This window comes from Leptotrichia sp. HSP-342 (assembly GCF_041199995.1).
In the GTDB taxonomy this organism is placed as follows: Bacteria; Fusobacteriota; Fusobacteriia; order Fusobacteriales; family Leptotrichiaceae; genus Leptotrichia; species Leptotrichia mesophila.
The window spans coordinates 714,158-740,836 of the sequence record NZ_CP165646.1; the positions used below are offsets into that span (position 1 = coordinate 714,158).

Consider the following 26,679-nt stretch of genomic DNA (forward strand, 5'->3'; position numbering starts at 1 on the left):
TTAAATTTTCCCTATTTTTTTAGACAAATAAAAAACACACACTATCCTTTTGAATAATATGTGTTTCCAAAAGGTTTTTTTTAGAGATGGATTTTCCCAAACATCTGAATTAATTTTTAATTTATTATTTAACTAGCATAACTGTAGGAACACTAGGCACCCTAAATCCTTCTGAATGTCCAGGTGTCGAATTTCCTAACCAGTCATAGATAAACTTAATCTGATCATCATAATGTCTTATACATTTATGAGATTCTGGATAAGTTCCTATTTTTTTAGCTGTTGCAGCTTTTCTTTGCTCTCTTGTATTTTTTGGTTCAAACACCGATGGTATACTGTGCATGTAGCCTCCACCACTAAATCTTACAGCATTTTTTGCATCTCCTACAACTGTCTTGTTATCTGAACCTGTGTACTGCATTACAGGTTTAGAATAAGCAATTAAGAAAGTTCCATAAGGTGTGGCAAATGAATTTCCAGCATCTTTTCCAGTAGTTACAAATGAAGAAGTTACTACATTCCACTTATCTCCTGCTTTTTCTATAATCATTTCATTTTGACTTGCTCTGTCAACATAGATAAATCTTGTTATTTCGCCAGTAATTCCTGCATCTTTCAAATATCTTTTTGTAGAAGGTTTTAAGTAATAAGTACCGTTATCATAGGCATCTATTTTAACTTTTACGTATTTATCATTTTCTTCTTCCACAATCATAATAGTTCTGTCTGGAATATTTATATAATCCTTAAAACTTTTATCTGTATAACCAAATTCACTTTGATTAGCACGATTTCCAAATTTATCTCTTTTACCTGATTCCCCTCCTCCAAGTGGAACATAATCATCTAAGACATATATTTTTTTATTGGCACTAACGGCTTCTCTTATAAACTTATTTGTTTTATCAACTTTTTTCATCATATCGTTCCAGTCAAATTCACGTTTTTCAACAGCTGATTTTGGAATATACCCAAGCTGATTGTCAAAAAATACTTCATACCATTCATCTGATTTATTTCCAGTATTAGTTTTAACAATTCCTGTTGTTCTGTATTTATGAGAATATGCTGCTGACTTTATGACTTTAGCATTAGAATTTGGTTCTTTTCTTATGCTTGTTGCTTCTTTTACAAAAACAAATTCATCCATTTCTCTTGGAGAATGCTTGTCATATTGAAAATTAAATGTCAGATTTTTAGGTCTGTTAGAAGAATATTTTTTGATATACACATACGAACTTTTTATGGTTTCACTGCTGTCTTTCTTATCTCTCTCAAGATTGCTTTCGCTTTTTTTTTTCTTTCTGCATCATTAATTTGATTATCAGTTGTTGTTGTTACTGTAGATTCTTCAGGTTTTGATTCTATAGATGGAGTTTCTGTAACTGGAGTAACTTCGGTAACAGATTCTTCAGGTTTTGATTCTTTTGCTACAGGTTGAGGAGTACCATTTTTCTTAGGATATTCAGCAATAAATGTCTTTATAAACGTATCAAATTTTGTTTCAAAATCACCTCTGCTCATTGTTTTTTCAATAGATTTTCCCTTAACAAATTTTGCTTTATCATTAAATATATAGGGAATAAATGTAAGATGTATATCATTTCCATCTTCTGCATATTCAACCTCTATTTTATCTTTAATTCCATCTCCATCTAAATCTGGCTCTAATGTAATTTGTTTCCATTCAATCTCTTTTTTAGCTTTTTTAGCAGAAAAACCATTAATAGATACCATTGAAATCATCATTAATGCCATTATTAAAAATTTAGTTTTTTGTAACTTTACTTTTTTCATCATATATTTTCTCCTTACTTTTTATTTTAAAATCAGGAACAATTGTTCAAGTCCTATAACTTTATATTATAAAACTACTGCTATTACAGGTTCTTCAGGTATTGTATTATCTCTGTCCTTAATTTTACTGTCTGCATTTATCCATCCAACAATAAATTCAATCTGATCGTCAAAGTGTCTTACGCATTTATGGGAATCCTTATATGTTCCTATTTTCTGAGCTACACTTGTATTCAAGGTAGAACCTTTGAAATTAAATCCTGTCGGAATTCCATGCATATATCCTCCACCACTAAATCTTACTGCATATTTAGCACTTCCAGCTACAGCAAGATCAGATCTTCCAGGAATAGTCTTATCCCCTCCTCTTGCTTTTCTTGTAAATGTCATATACGGTCTTGTAAATGCTATAAGAAATGCTCCATGTGGAGTTTCATAAGATCCATATCCATCTTTTCCAGTAGTTACATATGAATATGTTACAACTTCATATTTTCCTGTTTCAGGATTTCTTTGAAAAAGTGCTTCAGTTTGGCTATGGGGATCAATTGCTACAAATTTATTTACCTGATCTTTTATGCTTTCTGCCTTTTGATATGTACCTTCTGTTTTTTCGATGAAATAAGGTCCTCCATAAAATGGCGTTTCAATTTTTAGCATATTGTTCTCTTCTCCGATTATTTTAAAAATCGTCTGATCGGGAATATTTATTATTTCGCCTTCCTTGTTTGACTTTGTATATCCTACAATACTCTGATTGTTTTTGTTACCAAATTTATCTTTTTCACTAGGCTTATCACGTGATAGGGGCTTGTACTCTGTAATAATATACAAATCTTCCTTTGCTTTTAATGCAGTATCAATGAAATTATTTACAATTTCAATTCTATTAATCATTTTATCCCAATAGAAACCTCTTTCAGAAACGTTACCTTCTCCACCTGCGATAAATCCTCTAACAGTTGTTGGATTTTCTGTTATTACTTTACCATCTTTATCTTTTTTTTCTTTTCTAGTTACATTAGTATCACCTTTTTTTGTAAATTCTGTGAAATACCATTTTGCATTTGAATTTACTCCATTTGATACCATATCAAATAATATTTCAGGTTTTTCACTAAATCCCAAATGAGCTACAGCATTTCCATTTGGAGCTTCCAACAAGCTTGCTGATTTTTTTATAAATAAAAAATTATTTGTATTTTCTGGAGTATGATTATTAAACTTTATCTTATCAAATATTATGTCACCTCTTCTGTTATCTCCATAAATCACTATATATCTAGTTTCTCCAAGCTGAATGTTCTTAGAATATTCAGGATAATATTCCTTTACCTTGTCAAACATTTTCTGCATTGCCTGAAGTTCCATAATACTGAACTTCTTGTCAAATGTTATCTGATATGTAAGCATATCCTTTCCATCTTGATTTGTGTATATTGAAACTACAGCTTCTATGAAGTCATTTTTTGAATTATATGTTACGACAACTTTTTCTTTAATTCCATCATTATTAAAATCGTAATCAAATACTTCCTTCTCATGTCCTTCAACTGAAATATTTTCAGAATATTCCTTAGGCAGATTCAATGGCTGAGCATTTACATTAAATCCTACAATAGTATTAATCAATGCTGCCAGCCCAATTTTTCTCCATTTTTTTATTTTTATCTTTTCCTTTCCAGCTTCAATAATATTATCTAGTTTTTTTGTCACAATTTCCCCTCCTATTCATCATTCTCTTTTTATGACATTTCAATTTACAAGCCAATAAGCTACTTGCCTTTCCCATCTTCATCTCTCCGTCCTTTTTATTATTGTTTAAGTAGAAAAAATTATCTCAAAAATTTGAAATTCATTTCAATTTTAAATTCATTGCTATATTATACCATAATATCTATAAAAATGTAAAACATAAATTAAATTTTACTTTTATTTTCTAATAAAATTTTTATTTTATAGCAAGAATTCACTAAAATTATTCCACCAGAACTAAATAAATTATAGATTTAGATAAAAATTATATTATTTGAGTTTGACTTTAATTCTAATTTTTTACTTACAAAATTTTGGAAATTCCACTTTTAACACTTCATAAAGTCTTTCCAGCATTTTCTCCAAATATTTAGTTGGCACAGCTAGATTTACTCTCTCAAATCCATCTCCAGCCTTTCCAAATGTATATCCCTCACTAAAAAATATTTTTGATTTTTTATTCATAAATTCCTTGAGTTCTGTATTTTTAAGCCCCAATGGCCGAAAATCTAGCCATTGTAAATAAGTTCCTTGAATTAGCGGTGCCTTCAAATCTACAAATCTTTCTTCAAAAAATTTATTTACCAATTTCTGATTTTTATCAATTAACAGTAAAAATTCATCTAACCATTCTTCTGACTCTGTATAAGCCAGTTCACATGCTTTATATGCTAATGTTGAAAAAACATGCATTGACATTTTTTCTATTTCAGCCTTGAATTTTTTACGTAATTTCTCATTTTTGATAATTATATTTGAGATTCCTGCTCCAGCTAGATTAAAACTCTTTGTAGGGGCAGTACATGTTATTGTAATCTCAGCAAATTTTTCTGATAAAGTCTGAAAGACTGTATGTTTATGACCAGCCATGACAATATCAGAATGAATCTCATCAGAAATCACAATCAAATCATTCTCAACTGCAATTTTTCCAATTTTTTCCAAATCTTCCCTGCTCCACACAATCCCAAGCGGATTATGAGGACTGCACAAAAGCAATATTTTATTATTTTTATCTTTTGCAAACTCTTCAAATTTTTCAAAATCAATAGAATACTTGACTTCACCATTCTCATTTTTACTCTCAACTAATCCACAATCCACCAATTTTCTATTATTTGAAGTAATTGAACTATAAAACGGAAAATAAACAGGAGTAAACGTAATCACACCTTCATTCTCTTTCGCAAAAGCTTTAATCGCAGCATATATAGCTGAAACCACGCCAGGAGTACACAAAATCCAGTCTTTTTCTACCTTAAAACCGTACCTTCTCTCCATCCAGCCTATAACAGCCTCATAATATTTCAGATAAGTCCCCGAATACCCCAAAACGGCTTCATCAATATATTTTTTCATTCCTTCTGTTATCTCAGGAGCAATCTTTAATTCCATGTCCGCCACAGAAAACGGAACAATATCATCTTCCAGCTCTGGAAGCACTTCATACATCTGCTCCCATTTGTACGAACCTTGCCCTTTTCTGCTTAGGATTGTTTCAAAATCATATTTTTTTGACATTTACTTTTCCTCTTCTGATAAAATTATTTTCTTTACCTCTTTAAATCCTTGTGCTGAAGAATATCCTGATAAAATTCCTCCTCTTCTCCAAACATTTGAATTTTTTTTACTCTTTTGTATTTTTTCTTTAAAATTTTTTAAACTTTCAGCTTCATCAACATTCACAGTCTCTGATAATATCTCATTTATAGAATATACACCTACACTTTTCATTATATTATAATCTATGTAACTACTAAATGCTTCCTCCCATTTTTCAAAAATTACTTTCCAAGCTTCAATAAATAAATTAGATATTTTTTGTACTAACTCTTCATAATCTTCTCCATCAATTGTTATTCTTTTAAAATCAATATTTTTCATATTAATATACGAATCTATAACACTTTTTATTGCTTGTTTAAAAGTATTTAATCCTATTGGTTTTTTAGCTATTTCTTCAGCCATTTTAATTTTATTTTTCCATGGTTGATTTTCTTGTTCATTACAAATTTTTGCTATTTTTGTTGCTAACGATTCTATAAAATCATTCTTATCTTCAAACCTTTCTTTTTTCACATTTCTTAACTTATTTCTTAATTCTATTGCTAAGTCTGTCTTTACTTTTTTTCCTTTGCTATTTATATTAACAAATGTTTCAATTTCTATAATCTTGTCATTATCACTCTCAATCACTAAAACTATCATTGGAATTTCATATTTTAAAAAATTTTCCTTTTGATCAGAATTTTTTTCAAAAAGATATTTAAATCCTTCTTTTCTATGTTGCCCATCAACAATTCTAAGTTCACTATGAAATATTAATATTGATTTTTTATTATCTATTTCAATATCCTTTTTGTCTATAGCACAAATTATAGCATCAGGCATAATAGGATTACTCGTTTCTTTAAGAAATTTACTAATTTTTTTGTAATGTGAGGTAACTAACTGTCTTTGGTACCCCATTTCATTGTCAGGATTATAATATTCTATATATGTATTATTTAATAATTCTTCAACAGTTATTACAGTGGTATACATTACAAAATCCCTCTGATTAATTTTTAAATATTTTTTTTCTAATTTATTATTCATTATAAAAATTCACCTCTTCATTATCTGATAAAATTGCCATAGATAATAGTTTTTTTAATTTCTTAGAAATATCTTTTTTAAATTCAAATTTATTTACTATAATACTAAATTCATTTTCAAATTCATCTGTAAAAATATCATTATCTATTTTTTTTATATTTTCTAATATTTTCTTTAGTAGCTCTTTTGATACTAAAAGTTTATTATCTATATTTGTTTTCAAAATTAATAAATCTGTTATTATTGTAGAAAGATTTTCTTTTTCAATATCATCAATTCCTTCAGTATCAATACAAGCAATAAAATCTAAATGATTATCCATTATCTCTATTACATAACTAGAATTTTTAAACGGCCAAGATATATTTCTATTTTCTATAGTGTATAAGATATAATTATTTAATATATTCTTTGTAAAATTTTTATCTTTTATTTCATCTCTATTATGTATCTCATCCATGTCATACATTAAAATTTTAAAATAGAAATCTGTAATTTCTTCTAAAATGTTTTCATTTTTATCTTCATCATTCTTATCTTGTGAAAATAAAAAACTAAATATACGAAAATAAATTTCTTTATTTTTTTCTTTGATAGCTATTTTTATTTTATTTTTTAAATCTTGATTTTCTAAATCTAATTTTAAATTTTCAAATTTATCTTTTTTTATAAATTCTATAAGAAGTTCAGATTTTATATTATTAATATATAACATAATTTTAGAAAAATTGATATTAAAATCTTCTAGAGAATTAATTTCAAATTCCCTTAATTTAATTTCAATTATTGAATCATAGTAATCTATCAAATCTATTTCAAAATCAAAAATTTTTTGAATTTCATTTTGTAATTTTGTGTATAAAAATCTAGCCAATATACGTTTTATTTCTTGAAAAGAATTTTTATTATTTTGCATCTCATTTTTTATTTCAGATAACTGCTTATCAATTTCTAGTAAACTATTGTATATTGAATCCATAATAACTGTATAAAAATTTTTTCCTATATGATATTCGTAATTTTTATAAAATAACATATGCTCAATTTCTCCCCATAACATATGTACTGATGATTTTATTTGAAGTTCAAATTTATATTCTTTTTTTTCTATATTGATATAACTTCCACTGACCTTATAAATAGAATGGTTATTTTTTTGGACAGCAGGTAACGTAATTTTTTCTAATTTAATTTGACTTTTTCCTATTTCTTTTATATAATATTTTTCGTTTTCAGTAAAATTTGACTTCAAATTATCAAAGATTAATTTTTCATCATCATGTAACAAACAAACTATCCTTATTCCAATAATATCATCTAATTTATCAATTAATTCTTTTTCACTATTGAATCTTTCGTGAAGAGATTTTCTAACAATTTTTTCTTTTAAACTATTTTCACTTTTTAATCTGCATGTGACAATAACTCTTTCATTTGCCAAAATATCAGAGAATATTTTTTGAATTTCAAATGATGTATCTCTCAATTCTTTTTGTCGTAACTTTAAATTTTCTATAACTTTATTTGTAAATTTTTTTATTTTTTCCATAGCTCTCCTAATAAATATTTAAAAAGATTTTCGCCTCTCTACTCATGCTCCTTACAGCTCATCTCCTCAACTACAAGTTTAAACACACAAACTGCCTTCAGCATTTGCTCGTCAAACTCCCATTCTGTTTTTCCAGTATTATGTTTCATCAGTTCCAGCAAAGCCTTCATTTTTTCCTGTGAGTCTTCAATGATCTTAACTTTCCCATTTCCGATTATACTTTGAAATCTGGCGGTATAATTGCAGGCTTTATCGCCTTTCGTGTAAATTTTGTGATTTGTATCAAGTTCAAATCCTACGTAGTTATTTTGTTTTATTATATCAAGTTTTCGTCCTGTTCTTGCACCGTGAAAGTAAAATGTATAGTTTCCGTTTTCTTCAGTGAAGCCAAAATTTAGTGGGACGATGTAGACTTTTCCGTTATCGTTTAAGCCAAGACGGCAACAGTCACAGGCTTTTATAATTTCCTTTATTTTTTCGTTGTCTGTAATTTCTCTGTCCCGTCTTCGCATTTTTACTTTTGTATTTCCCATTTTTGTATCCTTTTTCTAAAATAATCCTGAAATTACCCCATTTTCATCTATGTCAATTAACTCTGCCGCTGGCTTTCTCGGTAATCCCGGCATATCTATAATTTCTCCAGCCATTGCTACCAAGAATCCTGCTCCAGCTGATAATCTTACTTCATTGATTGTAATTGTGAAGCCTGTTGGTCGTCCCAGTAGATTTGGGTTATCTGACAATGATTTTTGTGTTTTTGAAATACATATTGGCAATTTGTCATAGCCATTTTCTACGTATTTTTTTATGTTATTAAGTGCTTTCGGGGCAAAATTTACTCCATCCGCTCCATAAATTTCTTTTGCAATTTTTTCAATTTTTTCCTGAATTGACAAGTTCAAATCATAGAGTGGAGTGTATTTTTTATCTGATTTTTCATTCTTTTCAATGGCGTTCATAACTTTTTCCACAAGCTCTTTTCCACCTTCTCCACCTTTTTCCCAGATTTCGCAGTTGGCAACTTCCACATCCATTTTTGCACAGAAGTCTTTTATCACTTGAATTTCAGCGTCAGTATCAGTTATAAATTTGTTAATTGCCACAACAACTGGCAAGTTATACTTTTGCATGCTTTCAATATGTTTTTCAAGGTTTACAAGCCCTTTTGTCAATGTTTCGATATTTTCTGACTTCAAGTCCTTATCTCCGCCGTGATGCTTTAACGCACGAACTGTCGCAACGATTACAATAACATTTGGCTCCAAGTTCCCAAGCCTAGCTTTTATGTCCAAAAATTTCTCAGCACCCAAATCAGCCGCAAATCCAGCTTCCGTAACTACATAATCCGACAATTTCAATGCCATTTTTGTAGCCAGTAACGAGTTACATCCATGTGCAATATTCGCAAAAGGTCCACCGTGAATAAATACAGGCGTATTTTCCAAAGTCTGTACCAAATTAGGCTTTATCGCATCTTTTAGCAATGCCGCTACTGCCCCTTGAATATCAAGCTGCTTAACTTTTAGCATTTCCCCTTTTCTGTTATATGCAAAAACTATTTCCCCTATTCTTTCCTTCAAGTCAGTAATAGAGTCAGCAAGACAGAAAATCGCCATAATTTCTGAAGCAACTGTTATCTGAAACGAATTCTCACGAGGTACACCATTCACTTTTGGTCCAAGCCCAACGACAATGCTTCTTAAATTTCTGTCATTCATATCAAGCACACGTTTAAAAGTAACATTATTCACATCAATATCAAGTTCATTTCCAAAATGTATATGATTGTCAATGCACGCAGAAATCAAGTTATGAGCAGCAGAAATTGCGTGAATATCCCCTGTAAAATGCAAATTTATCTCTTCCATAGGCACAACTTGCGACATTCCACCGCCAGCAGCTCCACCTTTCATCCCAAACACAGGCCCTAAAGACGGCTCTCTAAGTGCCGCAATCGACTTGTATCCAAACTTATTCAATGCTTGAGTCAATCCAACAGTAACAGTAGACTTTCCTTCCCCCGGAGGCGTAGGAGTAACAGCTGTCATTAAAATCAATTTCCCATCTTTTTTCCCTGCATTTTTCTTCAATACTTCCAAACTAACCTTAGCCTTATACTTCCCGTACGGCTCAAAATCATCCTCTGTAAGTCCAATACTTTCTGCAATCTCACCGATTTTTTTCAATTTCGCATTTTGAGCAATTTCAATATCCGTCATCCTAACATCCTCCTATATTTTTTATTATTTATATAAAAATCGAAAAAGCCGTGAATTGTTAATTAAAAGACTTTTCCGATATTCATTTATAATTTGTTCATTTTTTAACTTTTTCTTTAGAAATTTATATTAGTTACTAATTTCTATAAGTGAGGTTATTTTCCTAAATTAACCTACAATTCTAAATAACATCATCTTCTCATAAATACATCATATTATATCTTTTTATAATTGTCAACATTTTTAACAGCAATTCATCTTTTCCATTTTTTAAAAAACCTGTCTTTACAAGAGTAAATACGAGATTTAACCTTCATTTTTGGAAGAGTGCAAAATAACGGAAAATTAAATTATATTAAAGATAACAGTCAAAATAGAGATAAAATTTTATAACAATTAATTTGGTAGTTTTGTGAATCTAATTTTTAAGTATCCATACAAGATTTTCATAATAGGGTTGTTTAATAGCCAATTCATAATCATTAAATTAAATTATTTTTTAGATATTTTGATTAATAAATATTTTTTCATATTACTATGTTTTTTCTTTTTATTTTCGTAGGATTGCTCATTGCCGCAAATCCTACAATCTATGGCTAGTCTACGACATTTTTCTGCACTGACAAAAAACGACAGTTTTGCTAGCACAGAAAAATGCTCCGACGGATTATTTATACTAGAATCTGATTGAAAAATGAAAATTATATTTTAATTATTTGAAAATATTAGATTTATACCCCTTATCAGAAAAGTTTGTAATAAATCCGATATTTAAACAAAAAAGACAGGAACACATTCCCCCATCTGGAAAGCCCCCTGTCCTTCAAATTCATTGTTTTTAAACTGCTATTATTCATTTAATCTATTCCGTATCACACATAGCTAGTATGTTATGTTTCCGTATCTATCCTTGCAGTAATATTCACCGTTAGCCCTTTGATAACATGTTTCTCCTCTTTCAGCAGCTCTCCGATCTGCATTTCTCCAAATGTCTATATCCTCTGCAGTACATCCCACAACAGACATCGCAAGAATAACCATCAGTAAAATTTTCTTAAACATCGCATACCATCTCCTTCTGTTTTAAATATCCATGTCAAATTATCATTTCATTTTATGTATTAACTGCTTATGTTTTTATATTTTTATTTTACAATATTTTATGTTGGAATACAAGGTGTATTCTATATTTCTTTAATTTGTTATTTTCAAAATTTTTGAAAACGCAATTGATTTTGTATTATTTTCTAAAATAATGTCTGCTGATTTGTTGCTGATAAATCCTTCAAACATCCATATTCTTTCATCAGTTCCACAATCGTTTTATTCAATTTTGTACGTTTTACCAAATCTTCGATTGATAAAAAGTCAACTTTTCGTTCAGAAACGATATTTTCAGCAACAGCTTCCCCCAGTCCATCCATTGCGATTAATGGCATTCTGATTTTACCATCCTGTATTGTGAAAAGTTTTGCTTCTGATTTATAGATGTCAATTTGTTCCAGTTCGATTTTACGGTAGTGCATTTCAATCAAAATTTCGTATAGAAATAATTCCTGCTTTTCTTTAGCATTTAAGTTTCCTTTTCTGTCCATTTCCATTTTCGCACGTTTCAATTCTTCTACTGGTCTGAACATTGCTGTCATTTTAAAATCTCCAACTTTTCTATTTAGGAAAGCTGTGTAAAATTCGATTGGATAATGCACTTTAAAATAAGCGATTCTTACTGCCATCATTACATAAGCCACCGCATGCCCTTTTGGGAACATATATTTTATTTTTTCGCATGAATCAATATACCATTGCTCTACACCGTGTTCTTTCATTGTTTTAGAATATTCATGCCATTTTTCACGATTTTTCGTAGGCTGTCCTTTTCTAACAAATTCCATTATGGAAAAGGCTAATGATTTATCTAGTCCATCGTCAATCAGCTTATTCATAATGTCATCTCGCACCGTGATAATCTGACTCAAGGTTGCAATTCCACTTCTTACGTAGTCCTGTGCATTATTCAGCCAAACGTCTGTTCCGTGTGAAAGTCCAGAAATTCTAACTAATTCCGCAAAAGTTTTTGGACGTGTGTCAACTAGCATCTGTTTTACAAAAGATGTACCAAATTCGGGTATTCCTGATGTTCCAGTCGGAGAACCGATTTCATCTGGAGTTACACCAAGTGCTTCTGTACCGCTGAATAAACTCATTACTTCGTTATCATCAAGCGGAATCGTATAAATATCAACACCTGTCAAATCCTGCAAAATTCTAAGCGTTGTCGGATCATCGTGTCCCAGTATATCCAGTTTTACAAGCTGTTCGTCCATTACGTGATAATCAAAATGGGTTGTCTTGGAAGCTGATTTCATATCATTTGCTGGACGCTGGATTGGACAAAAATCGTAAATTGACTTGTCCTTTGGAACGACTATCATTCCACCAGGATGCTGTCCAGTTGTTTTTCTAGCCCCTTCACAGCCTTTTGCAATCCTCATAACTTCTGCTTTTCTTTCCTTTATTTCAGGTGTTCCTTCGACTTCTTCAAGATACTTTTTCACATACCCAAAAGCATTCTTTTCAGCAAGCGTAGAAATCGTTCCAGCACGAAAGACATTGTCACTTCCAAACAGTTCTTCCGTATATTTATGAATCTCCCCTTGATATTCCCCAGAAAAGTTCAAGTCAATATCTGGCACCTTGTCTCCATTAAATCCCATAAACACTTCAAATGGGATGGCATGTCCATCTTTTATATATTTTGTATCACATTCTGGACAATTTTTGTCAGGATAGTCAACTCCACTTCCTTCTTCATTCATAAATTCCGTATGCTTACATTTCGGACATCTGTAGTGTGGATAAAGTCCATTTACTTCGGTAATTCCCATAAGATAGGCAACTATTGAAGATCCAACCGAACCACGTGAACCTACAAGATAACCTGCATCTACCGATTTATGCACAAGTTTCTGTGCAATCAGATAAAGCACTGCAAATCCATTTTGAATAATCGAATTAAGCTCCTTTTCCACTCTTTCCTTCAGGCTCTCATCAATGTTTTCCCCATAAAGTTCCTCAAGTTTCTTGTAAGTCATTTCCCTTACTTCATCTTCTGCCCCATCAATTTTCGGCGGATAGAATCCAGTTGGAATTGGACGAACCTGCTCTATCATATCATTGATTTTATGAGTATTTTCCACAACAACTTCCTGAGCTGCTTCTTCTCCCAAATAATTAAATGCTTCCAACATTTCTTCGGTAGTTTTAAAATACAATTTTCTGTCAAAAAACTCATATCCTCTCACTCCATCCGAAGTTTCAGTTTTCCACATTGTTCCACTTCCTAAAAGAAGAACATTCCTGTTAATTGCTTCACGCTCTTCAAGATAATGGGTATCTCCTGTCGCAACTACAATTTTATTCTGACTTTTTCCAAGTTCGTAAAAATACTTGTTCATTTCCTTTATTATATCGTAACTTTCAATTTCCTTGCTCGTTCTTTCCACCATGTCAGCATAGTTTGTATGTGGATGAATCTCGATATAATCATAAAATCTCGCTTTTTCCTCAATGTCATCTTTTTCTGCCCCACGTAAATAAAGATTTACAAGTTCTCCCTTATTTCTTTCAGAAGCCGAAGCTGAACTCGCAATTAGCAGATTTTCCCTCATGCTGTTTAACAGAGTTTTTGGTATTCTAGGCCTTCTCATTCCAAAAAATTCTATGTTGGAACGTGATACAAGCTCGTACAGGTCACGAAGCCCAGCCTGATTTTTTACCAGAATCATAGTGTTCAATGTTTCAGAATTTTGAATATTTGGCTGTAAATCCGTATTAATCTCAATCAGTTTCAAAATCCCTTTACTTAAAATCATATTTAAAAATTTCTGAAAAACTTCCGAAGTAGCCTTTGCATCATCAACAGCCCTATGGTGTGTCTCAAGCGTAATTCCAAAATATTTTACCAAATTAGCAAGTCCATATCCTCTCGAATCAGGAAGCAATGTTCTAGCCAAAGGCAACGTATCAATCACGCTCGGAGAATACTCAAGTCCTTGCTCAATAGTTTTTTGCTTGATAAATCCCACGTCAAATTTCGCATTGTGGGCAACTACCGTTGTATCAGTACAAAATTCTAGAAATCTTGGAAGTACAGTTTCTATTTTTTCAGCATTTGCAACCATTTCATCAGTAATCGTTGTAAGCTCTGTTATTTTTGGCGGAATTGGAATTTCAGGATTTACAAATTCAGAAAATTCTCCAATAATTTCCCTTCCACGCATTTTCACAGCTCCAATTTCAATTATCTTGTCATTAAACGGATCAAATCCCGTCGTTTCAATATCGAATACAACATAAATTTCATCTTCAATCATCTTGTCCTTAGGATTCGTAATCAAGTCCTGCTCGTCATCAACTACATACGCTTCCATCCCAAAAATAACTTTAAAATCCTCATTTGCCTCCTTAAACGCAAACGGAAATGAATGTACTACTCCATAATCTGTCACAGCAATCCCGCTATGCCCAAATTCTTTAGCTCTTTTCGCATAATCCTTGATTGACATAACTCCGCTCATTTCACTCATATTCGTATGTGCATGAAGTTCTATTCTTTTTTTCGTAGCATTATCTTCTTTTTTCACATCTTTAGATTCAATAACTTCCACTCTTTGAGTTCTGACATATTTTTCCCCACTATACATATCTGCCTCAAAACTTCCAGTAACCTTTACCCATTCCCCAAGTTTTACTTGAATATCCTCATTTGTGTTAAAAAATATTCTACAACTAACAGAATCTGTATAATCTGTAATCATAAAATCACACATTAACTTCCCATTCTTAGTTTCTTTCATATCTACATTAAAAATTTTTCCTTCTAGTGCCACATCATCACCATTGTTCAAAATATCAAGTGTAGAAAATGGCATTGCATCTATATCAGGAATTTTTTTCCATTTGTAATTACCTTTATTGTTGCCTCCATTAGCATTCCCGCCATTTGAATAACCGTTTCCGTTGTTTCCATTATTAAAATTTCCGTTTCCTCCATAATTACCGCCATTACCATTACTTACACTAGCATTTTCATACTTTGGAAGTTCACTTGCCTTTACCGAATTCAATTCATTTTGAGCCTTAATTTTAGCCTTCACTTCCTCAAAATCCCCATTTACAAACTCAATTTTTATCGAATTGTCCATACATTCATAAATTTTTCTTGTCAATTCTTCCTTTGCCTCAGTTCTTTTGGCCTCTTCTATCAAATGGTGCGATGGCAATTTTATAAACACCGTATTTTCAAGACTTTCCACTTCATAACTTGCAAAAATATACTGATACCTCTTACTCTCATGTTTATAATTCTCAATTGCAAATTTTACAAATCCAATAACATCCTTCTGTATCAGTTCAGGATTGACATCCATCTTAATCTTCAATTTTAGCCCATTTTCAAAACTCTTATAAAGCAGCTGCCTCAAATCCTGTATCTCATTATGTGCCTCAAAATTATGAACCCTCACAAATATTTCAATCTCTCTCTTTTTAGAAAATAAATTAACATACTCAATCTCAAAATTCTTAATTCCGTATTTCCTAAAAAAATCTTCTGAAGGTTTAACCTTCAAATACTTCGTACTCATTTTTCTATCTATGCCCCCTAACATTTTTTATCTTTATCCTCATTCTAGTTATTAAATCTTTTCCTTAAATTCTTCAATTAAGTTATTTTCTAAATTTTTTTATATTTTTTTGTTAATAATAGTTTTTACTATTTTTACTTATGTTTTTTCTCTTTATATTTTCGCAGGATTGCTCATTGCCGCAAATCCTGCAACCTATGGCTAGACTACGACTTTTATTTGCCCAACTCCGAAACTCCTCCTTTTAGTCGTCAAACAGTCGTAGTTGAACAAATAAAAGCTCCGTCGATTTATTAAAATTAAAAAAGTTTATTTTATTATAATCTGAACCTTTTTAATAAAATTACCTGTTATGATTAAACTAAAAAGTGTCGTGATTTTTTGGAAATAAAATCGACTGTTTGAGCGAAGTTTTACGCAGCGAGTTTCGATTTTGTTTTCAAAAAATGCTTAGACGAGCGGGGATTATAAAGGGGATGGCGACTGATCCCCTTTACGTAAAAAAAAGAAAAAAACATAACTTAATAGAAAAATCTTTATTAACTAAAATAATCTAAAAAAAATTAAGAAAATAACTTAATTGCTGATTACAAAAAATAGATTTTAAATAAATTATACAATAAAAAAACTTTAAAAACAAATTTTTTTAGTCTGTTCTTAAAGTTTTTGCAATAATTAGAATTTATGTGTGTAACCAACTGTGAATACGTTTATATTTTTGTCGTATTTTACTTTTGATTTATCAATGTAGACTCCTGGAAGTGAAGTTTGTTCACGTTTTCCGTTAGCAGCATTGTAATTTACATGGGCGATTCCAAATTTCCACTCTGAGGATTCTGTAGGCTTGTATGTCAGTCCTGTTGCGTAAATTTGTGAATTTATCGCGTATTCTACATCAGAGAAAGATTCTTTTTTGGCTCCTGTATTTGCGTAATTGAATCCAGCGTGCCAAGTAAATTTATCATTTATTTTGTAATCTGCTCCAAAATTTACCTCATACCCGTCGTTATACTTGAATCTATCCATTTTTGCAGCTTTATTGAAGTAATGTGTATATCCGCTGGAAAGTGTCCATTTGTTTATATCCTTTGATACTCCTAGTGCCAGGACTCCCGGTAAATCACGTCTTGAATGTACACCATCTGCATATTCAGGATAGAAGAATGAGATTCCAAGAGGACGTCCCGCAAGCAGCATTTTATTATCTTCTTGTGCTTTTGACTTAAATTTTAGTTTTACTGGAGTTTCGTATCTTAAGGCAAAATTTAATGTGTCAGTAGGCTTATAGTCAAAACCTATAATTCCTCCAACACCTTTTGCATTACGTTCTGAATTCATTGATAGGTAGTTTCTGTTAAGACCAATTGCAGCACCTACAAGTGGATTGTAGTCATATTGAGCTTTTCCATCCAGTTTTCTGTGAGCATATACATATTTTAGACCACCTGACATTGAAAAGGCATCATTAAATTTATATGCTCCACCTAGAAGCAGTTGATAGTAACGATTTTGTCCTGTAAAACGATTTTTTACAACTTTTGCTCCAAGTCTTCCTCCTGTAAGATTATTAAAAGTTTCTCCTGCAAGTTCAATCCCTGCGACACCTTCATTATAACGCAAAGTTGCTCCACCTGCGATAACACTTAAATTTCCGTAAAGTGAATAATTATTCTTTTTATACAGAAGGTTAAATGAAGGAGCTCCTGCATATCTACGTGATTTTAGTTTTTTTCCATTTAGAGTCATTGATTCCTCAACCATTGAATTTTGCATATTTACATTGATGTAAGTTCCGTCATCTAAAAATACAGTTCCAGCAGGATTGTAAAAAACACCTTCCACAGTAATTTTACCAGTCTGAGATGGATTTTGAAAATATGAGGCAGAGTTGTTTGACAAATAGTCAACACTTGCTGCATTTGCAAAAACTGTTGTTAAAATTGATATAATTGCTATTTTTAGTTTCATAAAATTCTCCTTTAATTACATAGATGAGTTTATTTTAAAAATGTTACCATAGTTAAAATCTAAGTATAACACAATATAACACGCGTTATATGAAAAGTCAACAAAATTATTTTGATGATAAAACTATTTTTATATTTTCTAAGTGAAAAAAACTTATATAATAATAGATTTTTATTTAAATTTGTGATAAAATAAAAAGGATATTTCTTTTTAATTGTAAAAAATTAAAAAAAGATAAAATGAAATATTAGGACAATGAAAATGATTATCCTTTTCAAAAAAACAGAAGAGGAGGTAAAAAACGTGAGATGAGATATATAAAGAAATCTTTGATTGTATTCATTTTTCTTCTAATAACCGTATTCGGAATAAAGCTTTGTATTTCTACTCGAAATTTTAGAGGTATGTTGACTTCAATATTAAAAGCTAGTGGATTAAATGTAGAATTTAAGAATGTTAAATTAATAGGATTTAATACTCTTCAAATTGATGATCTGAAAGTTAAGGATATGGCTGGAAATGTCGTTATTTATGGAAAGAAAACTACAGCTGGAATAAGTCTTCTTATGCCTACACGACTTAACAGAATAGACGTCTACAACGGAATTGTGAATTTGGAAAGAAGAAAAAATAATGACTTTAATATTTTCCATGTCATAAAAAAAGATCCGAAAAAAACTCAGACATTCGATCCTACAAGCAGAATCGGAAAGTTACATATTCATAATGCAATTGTAAATTATACAGATTTAAGTTTTCAAAAAAAGATATCAAAAACTTTGAAAAAAGTAAATGGTAAATTGGAAACGGCAAAATCAAGAGGTTTTTCGATTGTTGCAAAAGGTTCTGGAAATAAAAATGAAGATGGTACAGTGGAAGCATTAAAGATTGAACTAAAACAAATTCTGAAATCAAAGCAGTCTATTTATTCGATGTTTGATAAAATGAAGAACAGTGATGCAAGAAGGAAGGATTTTCGGCTGAATTTTAGTTTTGAAAATATTGGTATAAACGAGGAGCTGGGGCAGTATGTACCGCTTGAAATGATAAAAGCGAAAGGTGGAATATTAAATGGAGTCCTTAAGCTTGAAAATGACAAAGTGAAAAAAACTACAAATGCTCTGGGAAGTCTGAAAATACGCAACGGAAAGGTTAGCTATGTTGATTTGGATGGCGATATTGAAGGCGCTAATGCAGTAATTGACTTGAAAAAGGATAAAATTACTGTAAATGCTAACACAAAATTAAAAGAAAGTCCAGTAACTTTTGTGCTTGCTTATTTTGTTCAGAATCAAAAATTGAACTTGAAGCTGACTGCTGACAATCTGCCTTTTGAAGAGGTTGCAAGATACAAGATTATAAAAAATGCGAAAATTAATGCGCAAGGCAGGGTTACAGCTAATCTTGAAGTAAATTCAGATATAAAAAAGAAAAAGACTACACTTAATGGGAAATTTTCATCAGACAATATAAATCTTGCAAATTATAATTTTAGAAATATAAAAACAACAATGAAAATCGCTGATGAAAAATTAACATTGACAGATACGTCATTTGTATTTGATGAAACGATTTCAGGATTTAAGATTAAGGAAGATGTAAAATCCAGCAAGTTTGTCTATGACTTGAAAAATAAAACAGGGAATGGAAACTATATCCTAAATAATCTTGGTTCAGATTTTAGCATTGGAACTATAACAGGAAATCTCAAAATATCAACCAAGAATATTATATCTGGGAATGTAAATTCCAATGTGCTGAATGGAAATTATACAATTAATCCAAGCAGACGGACTCTTGTGGTAAATGCCAGAAGCAAAGGGTATTTTACGGTAAATTACGGTGGCAAAAGTTACACAATCAGCCCTGATGTGGATAATCTGGTCGTAAATTTCAATGGGAAAAACATGCTCCGTTCAGGATTAATAAATGCAAAAATAAAGGATTTGTCAATTCCGCTTGTGCATAGCGTAAATGCCCGTGTAAAAATCCATAACGGGAATTATACGATAAGTGGAACAGCTGGAATCAATGGTGGCGGAACAGTAAGTATAAATGGGACAACAACTTCCAATATGAAACATTCATATTCGTTAAATCTGCCAAAAAACATTGACATAGCAAAGCTGTTAAGAGCCAATGGATATAAGTTCAAAGGACTGGACAAGGCAAAGCTGCCAGCAACATTTACAGCAAGAATTAGTGGAAGTGGAAATAAAATTTCAGGAACTTATGAGCTTTACAGTCCGTATGGAGAATATATCGGAGAATACGAAAAGCTTCATGCTAGTGGTAAAATCAATGATCTTGCCAATATGGATATAACTGTAAATACAAATATGGATGAACTGTGGCTTGGATACCAGCGTCTAAAAAATGTAAGTGGAAACTTGCATATAAAGGACAATGTTGTAAATATTACAGATATCCGCAACGAAAACCTTAATGCGAATGGAAAGTTCAATCTGAAAACAGGAAGAATGGATATAAATGCAGGGTTGAAAGACTACAGGCTTTACAATACTTCAGGACCTAAGGTTAACCTGCAAGTGGGAACATTGGATGCAAATCTTTCAGGAAAGGTTGACAAGCTTTCAGGAACAATAACTATGCCGTCTGCACCGACAACTGTAAATTCAAGATATGTGGGTGACACAAATGCACGTCTAAGCATAAAAGACGGAGTCATAAACTTTGAGGATGTGACTTTGCGTGAAAATAGTCTTTATGGAACTTATGATTTGAAAACTGGAATTTCAGATATTGGGCTTAGCTTAAATGAACCTGACATTCCAAAACTTTTGGAAATGAAGGACTTGACATTTGGGACAAGATCAAATCTTAGCCTTAAGGGTGACTTGAATAATTTCAATCTGGCAGGACAGGTAATTCTTGGAAATATGAGCTTTAAAACTTATAGGATTCCACATATTGTCGCAGAACTTGAATATTCCAATGGGGATATAGACAAGTTTTTTAAATATGGAACATTTGACTTGCAGAAACTGAAATTTGTCGGAGATAATAATGAAACGCTGTTTGAAACACAGACAAAATTCGATCTTGCCAATGTAAATATTGACTATCAGATAGAAAAACAGAAGTTCTCGCTTGATTCGGTACAAGATTTAAAGGATAAAGGATACAGTGGCGATATTGATTTTGGATTCATGTATCGTGGAAGTTTTGAAAATTTCATAACAGGAGTTCAGATAAAATCAGATGAGGTCAAGCTTAGTGGATTTCCAGTAAAAAATGTGGATATTGATTTACAGGCAAATGAAAAGACCCTAAATATTGGACAGTTTTATCTAGAATATGAAGATAATCCATTGCTCGTAAATGGATATGTGCAGTTTACACCAGTAAAATACAATGTCTCTATGCTTGCTAAGGATTTTAACTTAAACTTTCTTGGAGTTAATAAGGATATAGAGCAGGCAGGTGGGATTGCAAACATAGATGCAGTTTTCTCAAATGAGGCAACAACAGGACACATTCTTCTGGATAATTTTAATTATAAAACAAAAGACAGACAGACACTTGTGGACAATATAAATGCCAACATTGAGTTACGTAATAACAAGCTTGTTGTAAATCGTCTAGATGGAGGGTATAATGGAGGAACCTTTAAAGTAAATGGAGATCTAGATGTTCCAAAAATACCATCGGACTTCATGAAGACAAAACGTCTGGAACTTGGAAAATTTGAATTAAATACAAATCTTAATAAAGTTGGACTTCATTATGGAAAAGGTATTGATTTTGCACTTACTGGAGATTTAGTATTTACTGAAAATAGATTATTTGGAAATTTACTTGTGGATGATGCAGAAATCCGTGAAATACCTAACTTTGATTCAAAAAATACAGAAAATAAACAAGAAACTGAACTTTCAGAAGAAGAAGTTGTTAAAAACTCTAAAGATAAGACAATTGTTGAAGGAGTAGTAGAAGAAGTTATTGACAAGATAATGAAGCAATATACAGTAAACGTAAATGTTCGGACTGGAAATAACGTAAAAATTAAAATTCCAAATGTGAGCATTGTAAAAAATATAAAGGGAACTGTAAAAGGAGCTTCTGATATTACTTACAATAATGGAGAAATTGGAATAGATGGAGAATATACAATTACAAGAGGTTCATTTTCTGCAAATGGAAACGATTTTAAAATAGAAGGTGCGGAGATAAGATTTATCCCGTCTGTTAATGGCACTACATCATCAGTGTCGAATCCATTTATTGTATTTGATGCAAGCACAGTAATAAACGGAGAAAGGATAGAAATAAGTGTAAGCGGAAATGTAAGTAAACCTGAAATAAAATTTGCTTCCTCTTCAGGTAAATCAAAAGAGGAAATTATATCACTGCTCGCATTCAACACAATAGTTGGAAATGGAGAAAAAACTGGTAAAAATAGCAATGGAAATTCAGCTGATGGATTAGTAGTTGCAGGCTCTTTAGTTAATACTGCATTAAATGAGTTGATTTTTTCGTCAGTAACTGGTAAAATTAGAGAGGTATTAGGTATGTCCAAAGTATCTGTTTCAACAAATTTAAATCGCTCAGATAAAACAGGAGAATATAGTGCAGCAACAACGCTTACTCTTCAGGATAACCTGTATAAAGATAGGCTGTTCTGGAATGCGGCGGTTAAATTTCCGTATCAGACTTCAAAATCTGAAGGAAAAAATCCAGTAGGATATAACGCATGGCTTAGCTATAACGTTACAAATGGACTAGATTTACGTCTTGGAGGTGAAAGTATAAATAAAAACAAATCCAGCATGGACATGAGTAATGGTGCAAGAGTAAATTATTATTTTGGAGTTGATTTTTCAGCAAGAGCCGATACATTTAGAGATATTTTAAGAAAAATATTTAGAAAAAGAAAACTTGATACATTAAAAAAATAGGAGGAAAAATGTCAAAACAAGAAGTGAGAAATAAGATTTATGCCTTAATCGTTGTAGTAACATTATTTGTATCTGTGAACAACGTATCACAGGCGGAAGAAAAAGGCAGAACAATTGGAACAAGTGAATTAGCCGATAACAAAAATCTTTTAGCTGATGGGGAAACAGAAACAGAAATTGAGACATCTGCAACTGATGAAACTGGAAATTTAAGCAATTTTGATGATGTTGAGCCAATTAGAGTTAAAGGAAGAAAAATTAAAAAAAGCAAAAGAAGTAAAAGAGATACAATTGAGGCTCAGCAGGCAATTGAACAAAAAGTTGAGCTAAAGGTTGGAACAATTGAAGTTTCGAACTTAAATGAAATATCTGCTGACACAATACTTGAAAAGATTCCTGTAAAATCAGGAGATAATTATTCAAATAAGAGCTTAAGTGATATTTATCTTGCAGTAAAACGTCTTGGATATATTGCTGAAGCAAATGTAATTCCGCAAGTTGATGGAGATACGGTAAACATTTTAATACAAGTAAGTGAAGTAGAAAATGCTGAAGCTGTTAGAAAAAGACTTCAAATGCGTGAAGATATGAAAAAAGAAACAGAATTTACAGTTGCAAGAATTGAAATTGAAGGAACAAAAATAAAAGACAAACAAGAATATCTGAAAGATCTTCCTGTAAAATTAGGAGATATTTTTATACCACAAAAAGCTATTGATGGTGCGCAAAAAATATTTCAGTCAGGATATTTTGCGAGTGTTGAACCTAAAATTAATAGAAGAGCTGATAATACAGTTGAAATTATTTATGAAGTACAGGAAAATCCAATTATTCAAAATATAAACTTTGAGGGGAATACACTTTATACCAATGAACAGCTTGAAAGAGCACTTGGTGTAAAAAGAGGAGAAATCTTAAATAGTAATATGTTAAATCCTGATGAAAATGGGGTGATCAAACTATATTCAAAAGATGGATACACTTTGGCAAGAATAGAGTCAATAAACGTGTCTCCTGAAGGAGTTGTAAATATGGGACTTACAGAAGGAATGGTTGATTCTGTTGAATTCCAGAAAGCCCCATCGAAGAAGGATAATGAAAGACAATCATTGAAGGCTACGACTTTAAGAACAAAACCTTATATATTTGAAAGAGTGCAAGAAGTAAAACCTGGAGAAATTTTCAAGAGAGAAAATGTAGAAAATACAATGAGAGAGCTTTATAAAACAGGTATATTTACTTCAATAGAGCCTGTACTTAGTGGAAAAGAAGATGATCCAAATGCAAGAGCAGTTGAATTTCTTGTAGAAGAACGTTCAACAACTACAATAAATGGAAGTATTTCTTATGGAACTTCTGTTGGATTAGTTGGAGAACTTAAATTATCTGACTCTAACTTCCTTGGAAGAGGACAAGATGCATCAATCACACTTTCGGCCTCAAACAAAGGAGATAAAACATTTGATATTAGCTGGTTTGATCCTTGGGTAAAAAATACTGAGCGTGTACAAATAGGTGGAAATATTTACTGGAATGAGTCTGTCAATGATAATGCGGACAGAGATGAAGTTGAAAAAGTAAGAAAATCTGGAACTCGTTGGACAATTGGTAAGGGACTTAACAGCAATCTTTATGTAAGATTAGCAGCAAGATATGATCGTTTTAAAGAATTGCTTGGAAGCAAAGAAGTAAATGATAAATATAACTTACTTGCGATAGGACCTTCATTAATTTATGATACAAGAAATAATTCCTATAGTCCATCAAAAGGTATTTATTCAACAATGTCATATGAAAGAGGTAAACTTATAGGGGATTCTAGAAAATACGATCAGTTTGAAACAGATTTGAGAGCTTACCATCCAACTTTCTTTGGTGATAAGAATGTAATGGCATATAGAGTAGCTTGGGGATCTACAGGAAGTGGAACTCCAGAAGCATTGAAATTTAGCATTGGTGGAGCTGAATCAGTTCGTGGATATGAATATGGTGCATTTGATGGATATGATAAATTCCACGCAACTATTGAAAATAGAACAAAAATCAATGATACATTACAATTAGTAGCATTCTTTGATATAGGAAATGCTTGGCAAAATGAATCAAGAGATCCTCGTACTGGTAAAAGAATTTACAAACCAAACAGAAAAGATGCTCATGATTTTAAAGATCTTAAAAAAGGGTATGGAGTTGGGGTAAGATTAAATACTCCAATTGGACCGTTAAGATTTGATTATGGTTGGCCAATGGATCCTGAGAAAAAAGGTGAGAAAAAAGATAAAGGTAAATTCTATTTTAGCTTTGGACAATCATTCTAATTTTTTAGAAAAATCAAAATATAAACTTAAATAATTATAAGGGGTGATTAATTTCATCCCTATAATTTTATAAAAAATGAAGAAGGAGAGATCCAAAATGTATAATATAAAGGAAATTGCAAAACTGATAAATGGAGAAATCAGAGGAAGTGATGGATTGAATTTTACAAGGCTTGCTCCATTTTTTCATTCAAATGAGAAGGAATTAACATTTGCCGCGGATGAGAAAATGTTGAAAAATATGGATAAATGTAATGCAGGTGCTGTGATTGTTCCTGATTTGCCAAATTTACCTACAAATAAGAACTTTATTGTTGTAAAAGGTAATCCAAGAGAATTAATGCCGATACTATTAAATTATTTCAAGCCTAAATTGCAGCCGTTTGAAAATCAGATAGAAAATTCTGCAAAAATTGATGAAACTGCAAATGTCTCAAAAATAAACACTTATATTGGACACAATGTAAAAATTGGAAAAAATGTTGTTATTTATCCAAATGTATCGATTTTTGAAGGAACTGAAATTGGAGATGACTGTATAATTTATTCAAATGTAACGATAAGAGAATTTACAAAAGTTGGAAGAGGTACAATTTTGCAGCCGGGAGCTGTGATAGGATCTGACGGGTTTGGATTTATAAAAATTAATGGAAATAATGTGAAAATTGAGCAGATTGGACATGTAGTCTTGGGAGAAGAAGTTGAAATTGGAGCAAATTCTTGTGTTGATAGAGGAGCGATTGGAGATACAATTATAAAAAAAGGTACAAAAATTGATAATCTCGTTCATATTGCTCATAATGATATAATTGGAGAAAATTGTCTGATTGTGGCTCAGACTGGTATTTCTGGAAGTGTGGAAGTGGGAGATAATTCGACTCTCGCAGGGCAAGTTGGAGTGGCAGGACACCTTAAAATTGGAAAAAATGTAGTAATTGCAGCAAAATCTGGAGTTACTAACGATGTATCAGATGGAAAGCAGATGTCTGGTTATCCACTTCGTGAACATATGGAGGATTTGAGAGTGAAAATGGCAATGGGAAAAGTACCTGAACTTGTAAAAAGAGTAAAAAAATTGGAAAAAGAACTAAAAAAATAAAAGAGAAAAAATTTATATACTATGACTATTTATCAAAATTTCAAAACTTCCTTGACTTATTAATTCAAATGATGTAGAATAAACAATAGAGAATAAAAAATATCATTAATAAAGAGAAGGGAGTTATAGATGAAAAAAATACTTTTAGGAATTCTTATGCTTTTATGTATAGTTAGCTGCGGATCTGGACCTGACAGAACAGTTTCAAAATTTATTGACAATATAAAAGCTGAAAAAACGAAAGAGGCAGCAAAATATGTGATTGACGATAGTTTTGAGGGGAATTTAGATGTTAAGTACAACAATAAATTTCAAGAATTACTTTTTAAAACATTATTAAAAAATCTTGAATATAAAATTATTAAGTCGGAGAAACAAGATAGTGAAACAACAATTGTAACAGTAGAAGTAACAAATGTGGATGTTGAAAAAATATTTTTACAAGTTTTCAAAAAAATGACACAGGAAACTTTTTCAGGAAACGGTTCTCATTCAATGACAGTTGATGAAAGATTTAAAGAGGAACTTGAAGCAAAAGAAAAACCAAAATCAAAAAATGTTACAAAATTTGTAGTTAAAAAAACAGCAAATGGAGAAAAAATTGTTTTAACAGCAGAAAATATTGATGTTTTACTCGGTAAATTAAACACAACATTATCAAATTTAAACACACTTGGTGGAACAGAGCAAGAAACAGCAGTAGAATTACCAGAAACAGGACCATCAACTGGATTATCACAAAAGCCAGAAGAACTTAGAAATCAAAATAAATAAAATAGTTTAAAGTAATAAATAAAGCAATCATTCTTTTA

15 protein-coding genes are annotated in these 26,679 nt (G+C 31.3%); 4 read left to right on the plus strand and 11 right to left on the minus strand.

The genetic code is table 11. The features are described 5' to 3' along the window. Positions 1 to 124: 124 nt before the first annotated feature. The 11 genes from AB8B23_RS03615 to AB8B23_RS03665 all read right to left on the minus strand — a co-directional run bounded on the left by AB8B23_RS03615 (position 125) and on the right by AB8B23_RS03665 (position 17,531). Positions 125 to 1,150: a L,D-transpeptidase family protein gene (locus AB8B23_RS03615; protein ID WP_369713471.1), complete on the minus strand. Its 1,026-nt coding sequence runs from the start codon at positions 1,148 to 1,150 to the stop codon at positions 125 to 127. A gap of 92 nt (positions 1,151 to 1,242) precedes the next feature. Next, on the minus strand, positions 1,243 to 1,800 hold the full coding sequence (locus tag AB8B23_RS03620; protein WP_369713472.1) for a hypothetical protein: 558 nt from the start codon (positions 1,798 to 1,800) through the stop codon (positions 1,243 to 1,245). A 63-nt stretch (positions 1,801 to 1,863) separates the two neighbouring features. After that, positions 1,864 to 3,513 carry a L,D-transpeptidase gene (locus AB8B23_RS03625; protein ID WP_369713473.1) on the minus strand — a complete coding sequence of 550 codons (1,650 nt, stop codon included), beginning with the start codon at positions 3,511 to 3,513 and terminating at the stop codon, positions 1,864 to 1,866. 339 nt (positions 3,514 to 3,852) lie between these two features. Then, positions 3,853 to 5,073, minus strand: a complete 1,221-nt coding sequence (locus AB8B23_RS03630; protein ID WP_369713474.1) for a MalY/PatB family protein — start codon at positions 5,071 to 5,073, stop codon at positions 3,853 to 3,855. Next, complete coding sequence (locus tag AB8B23_RS03635; protein ID WP_369713475.1) at positions 5,074 to 6,150, minus strand: DGQHR domain-containing protein; 1,077 nt, start codon at positions 6,148 to 6,150, stop codon at positions 5,074 to 5,076. Then, positions 6,143 to 7,699, minus strand: coding sequence for a hypothetical protein (locus AB8B23_RS03640; RefSeq protein ID WP_369713477.1), 1,557 nt, complete (start codon positions 7,697 to 7,699; stop codon positions 6,143 to 6,145). The genes AB8B23_RS03635 and AB8B23_RS03640 overlap by 8 nt, the downstream gene beginning before the upstream one ends. A gap of 38 nt (positions 7,700 to 7,737) precedes the next feature. Beyond that, positions 7,738 to 8,232 (minus strand): pyridoxamine 5'-phosphate oxidase family protein, encoded by a 495-nt coding sequence (locus AB8B23_RS03645; protein WP_369713478.1) that lies wholly within the window; start codon positions 8,230 to 8,232, stop codon positions 7,738 to 7,740. Between the two features lie 15 nt (positions 8,233 to 8,247). After that, complete coding sequence (locus tag AB8B23_RS03650; RefSeq protein ID WP_369713479.1) at positions 8,248 to 9,918, minus strand: formate--tetrahydrofolate ligase; 1,671 nt, start codon at positions 9,916 to 9,918, stop codon at positions 8,248 to 8,250. 882 nt (positions 9,919 to 10,800) lie between these two features. Continuing rightward, positions 10,801 to 10,980, minus strand: a complete 180-nt coding sequence (locus AB8B23_RS03655; protein ID WP_369713480.1) for a hypothetical protein — start codon at positions 10,978 to 10,980, stop codon at positions 10,801 to 10,803. A 185-nt stretch (positions 10,981 to 11,165) separates the two neighbouring features. Then, positions 11,166 to 15,563: a PolC-type DNA polymerase III gene (locus AB8B23_RS03660; protein ID WP_369713481.1), complete on the minus strand. Its 4,398-nt coding sequence runs from the start codon at positions 15,561 to 15,563 to the stop codon at positions 11,166 to 11,168. Between the two features lie 675 nt (positions 15,564 to 16,238). Continuing rightward, a complete protein-coding gene (locus tag AB8B23_RS03665) occupies positions 16,239 to 17,531 on the minus strand; it encodes an OmpP1/FadL family transporter (RefSeq protein WP_369713482.1) in 1,293 nt (430 codons plus the stop codon). A 308-nt stretch (positions 17,532 to 17,839) separates the two neighbouring features. Between AB8B23_RS03665 and AB8B23_RS03670 the strand changes: the two genes are divergently transcribed. The 4 genes from AB8B23_RS03670 (at position 17,840) to AB8B23_RS03685 (ending at position 26,641) form a co-directional block, all read left to right on the plus strand. Then, a complete protein-coding gene (locus AB8B23_RS03670) occupies positions 17,840 to 22,450 on the plus strand; it encodes a translocation/assembly module TamB domain-containing protein (protein ID WP_369713483.1) in 4,611 nt (1,536 codons plus the stop codon). Between the two features lie 8 nt (positions 22,451 to 22,458). Further along, positions 22,459 to 24,768: a BamA/OMP85 family outer membrane protein gene (locus AB8B23_RS03675; RefSeq protein WP_369713484.1), complete on the plus strand. Its 2,310-nt coding sequence runs from the start codon at positions 22,459 to 22,461 to the stop codon at positions 24,766 to 24,768. A gap of 97 nt (positions 24,769 to 24,865) precedes the next feature. Further along, on the plus strand, positions 24,866 to 25,867 hold the full coding sequence (lpxD, locus tag AB8B23_RS03680; protein ID WP_369713485.1) for a UDP-3-O-(3-hydroxymyristoyl)glucosamine N-acyltransferase: 1,002 nt from the start codon (positions 24,866 to 24,868) through the stop codon (positions 25,865 to 25,867). A gap of 129 nt (positions 25,868 to 25,996) precedes the next feature. Further along, entirely contained in the window at positions 25,997 to 26,641 is a 645-nt protein-coding gene (locus tag AB8B23_RS03685) for a hypothetical protein (protein ID WP_021743907.1), read from the plus strand. Positions 26,642 to 26,679 lie beyond the last annotated feature (38 nt).

Excerpts from the sequence above, each read along its gene's own strand:
- AB8B23_RS03615 (WP_369713471.1), bottom strand. The coding sequence starts at position 1,150 with ATGGATGAATTTGTTTTTGTAAAAGAAGCAACAAGCATAAGAAAAGAA.
- AB8B23_RS03675 (WP_369713484.1), top strand. The coding sequence starts at position 22,459 with ATGTCAAAACAAGAAGTGAGAAATAAGATTTATGCCTTAATCGTTGTA.
- AB8B23_RS03620 (WP_369713472.1), bottom strand. The coding sequence starts at position 1,800 with ATGATGAAAAAAGTAAAGTTACAAAAAACTAAATTTTTAATAATGGCA.
- AB8B23_RS03640 (WP_369713477.1), bottom strand. The coding sequence starts at position 7,699 with ATGGAAAAAATAAAAAAATTTACAAATAAAGTTATAGAAAATTTAAAG.
- AB8B23_RS03670 (WP_369713483.1), top strand. The coding sequence starts at position 17,840 with ATGAGATATATAAAGAAATCTTTGATTGTATTCATTTTTCTTCTAATA.
- AB8B23_RS03630 (WP_369713474.1), bottom strand. The coding sequence starts at position 5,073 with ATGTCAAAAAAATATGATTTTGAAACAATCCTAAGCAGAAAAGGGCAA.
- AB8B23_RS03650 (WP_369713479.1), bottom strand. The coding sequence starts at position 9,918 with ATGACGGATATTGAAATTGCTCAAAATGCGAAATTGAAAAAAATCGGT.
- lpxD (WP_369713485.1), top strand. The coding sequence starts at position 24,866 with ATGTATAATATAAAGGAAATTGCAAAACTGATAAATGGAGAAATCAGA.
- AB8B23_RS03635 (WP_369713475.1), bottom strand. The coding sequence starts at position 6,150 with ATGAATAATAAATTAGAAAAAAAATATTTAAAAATTAATCAGAGGGAT.
- AB8B23_RS03665 (WP_369713482.1), bottom strand. The coding sequence starts at position 17,531 with ATGAAACTAAAAATAGCAATTATATCAATTTTAACAACAGTTTTTGCA.
- AB8B23_RS03660 (WP_369713481.1), bottom strand. The coding sequence starts at position 15,563 with ATGAGTACGAAGTATTTGAAGGTTAAACCTTCAGAAGATTTTTTTAGG.
- AB8B23_RS03655 (WP_369713480.1), bottom strand. The coding sequence starts at position 10,980 with ATGTTTAAGAAAATTTTACTGATGGTTATTCTTGCGATGTCTGTTGTG.
- AB8B23_RS03645 (WP_369713478.1), bottom strand. The coding sequence starts at position 8,232 with ATGGGAAATACAAAAGTAAAAATGCGAAGACGGGACAGAGAAATTACA.
- AB8B23_RS03685 (WP_021743907.1), top strand. The coding sequence starts at position 25,997 with ATGAAAAAAATACTTTTAGGAATTCTTATGCTTTTATGTATAGTTAGC.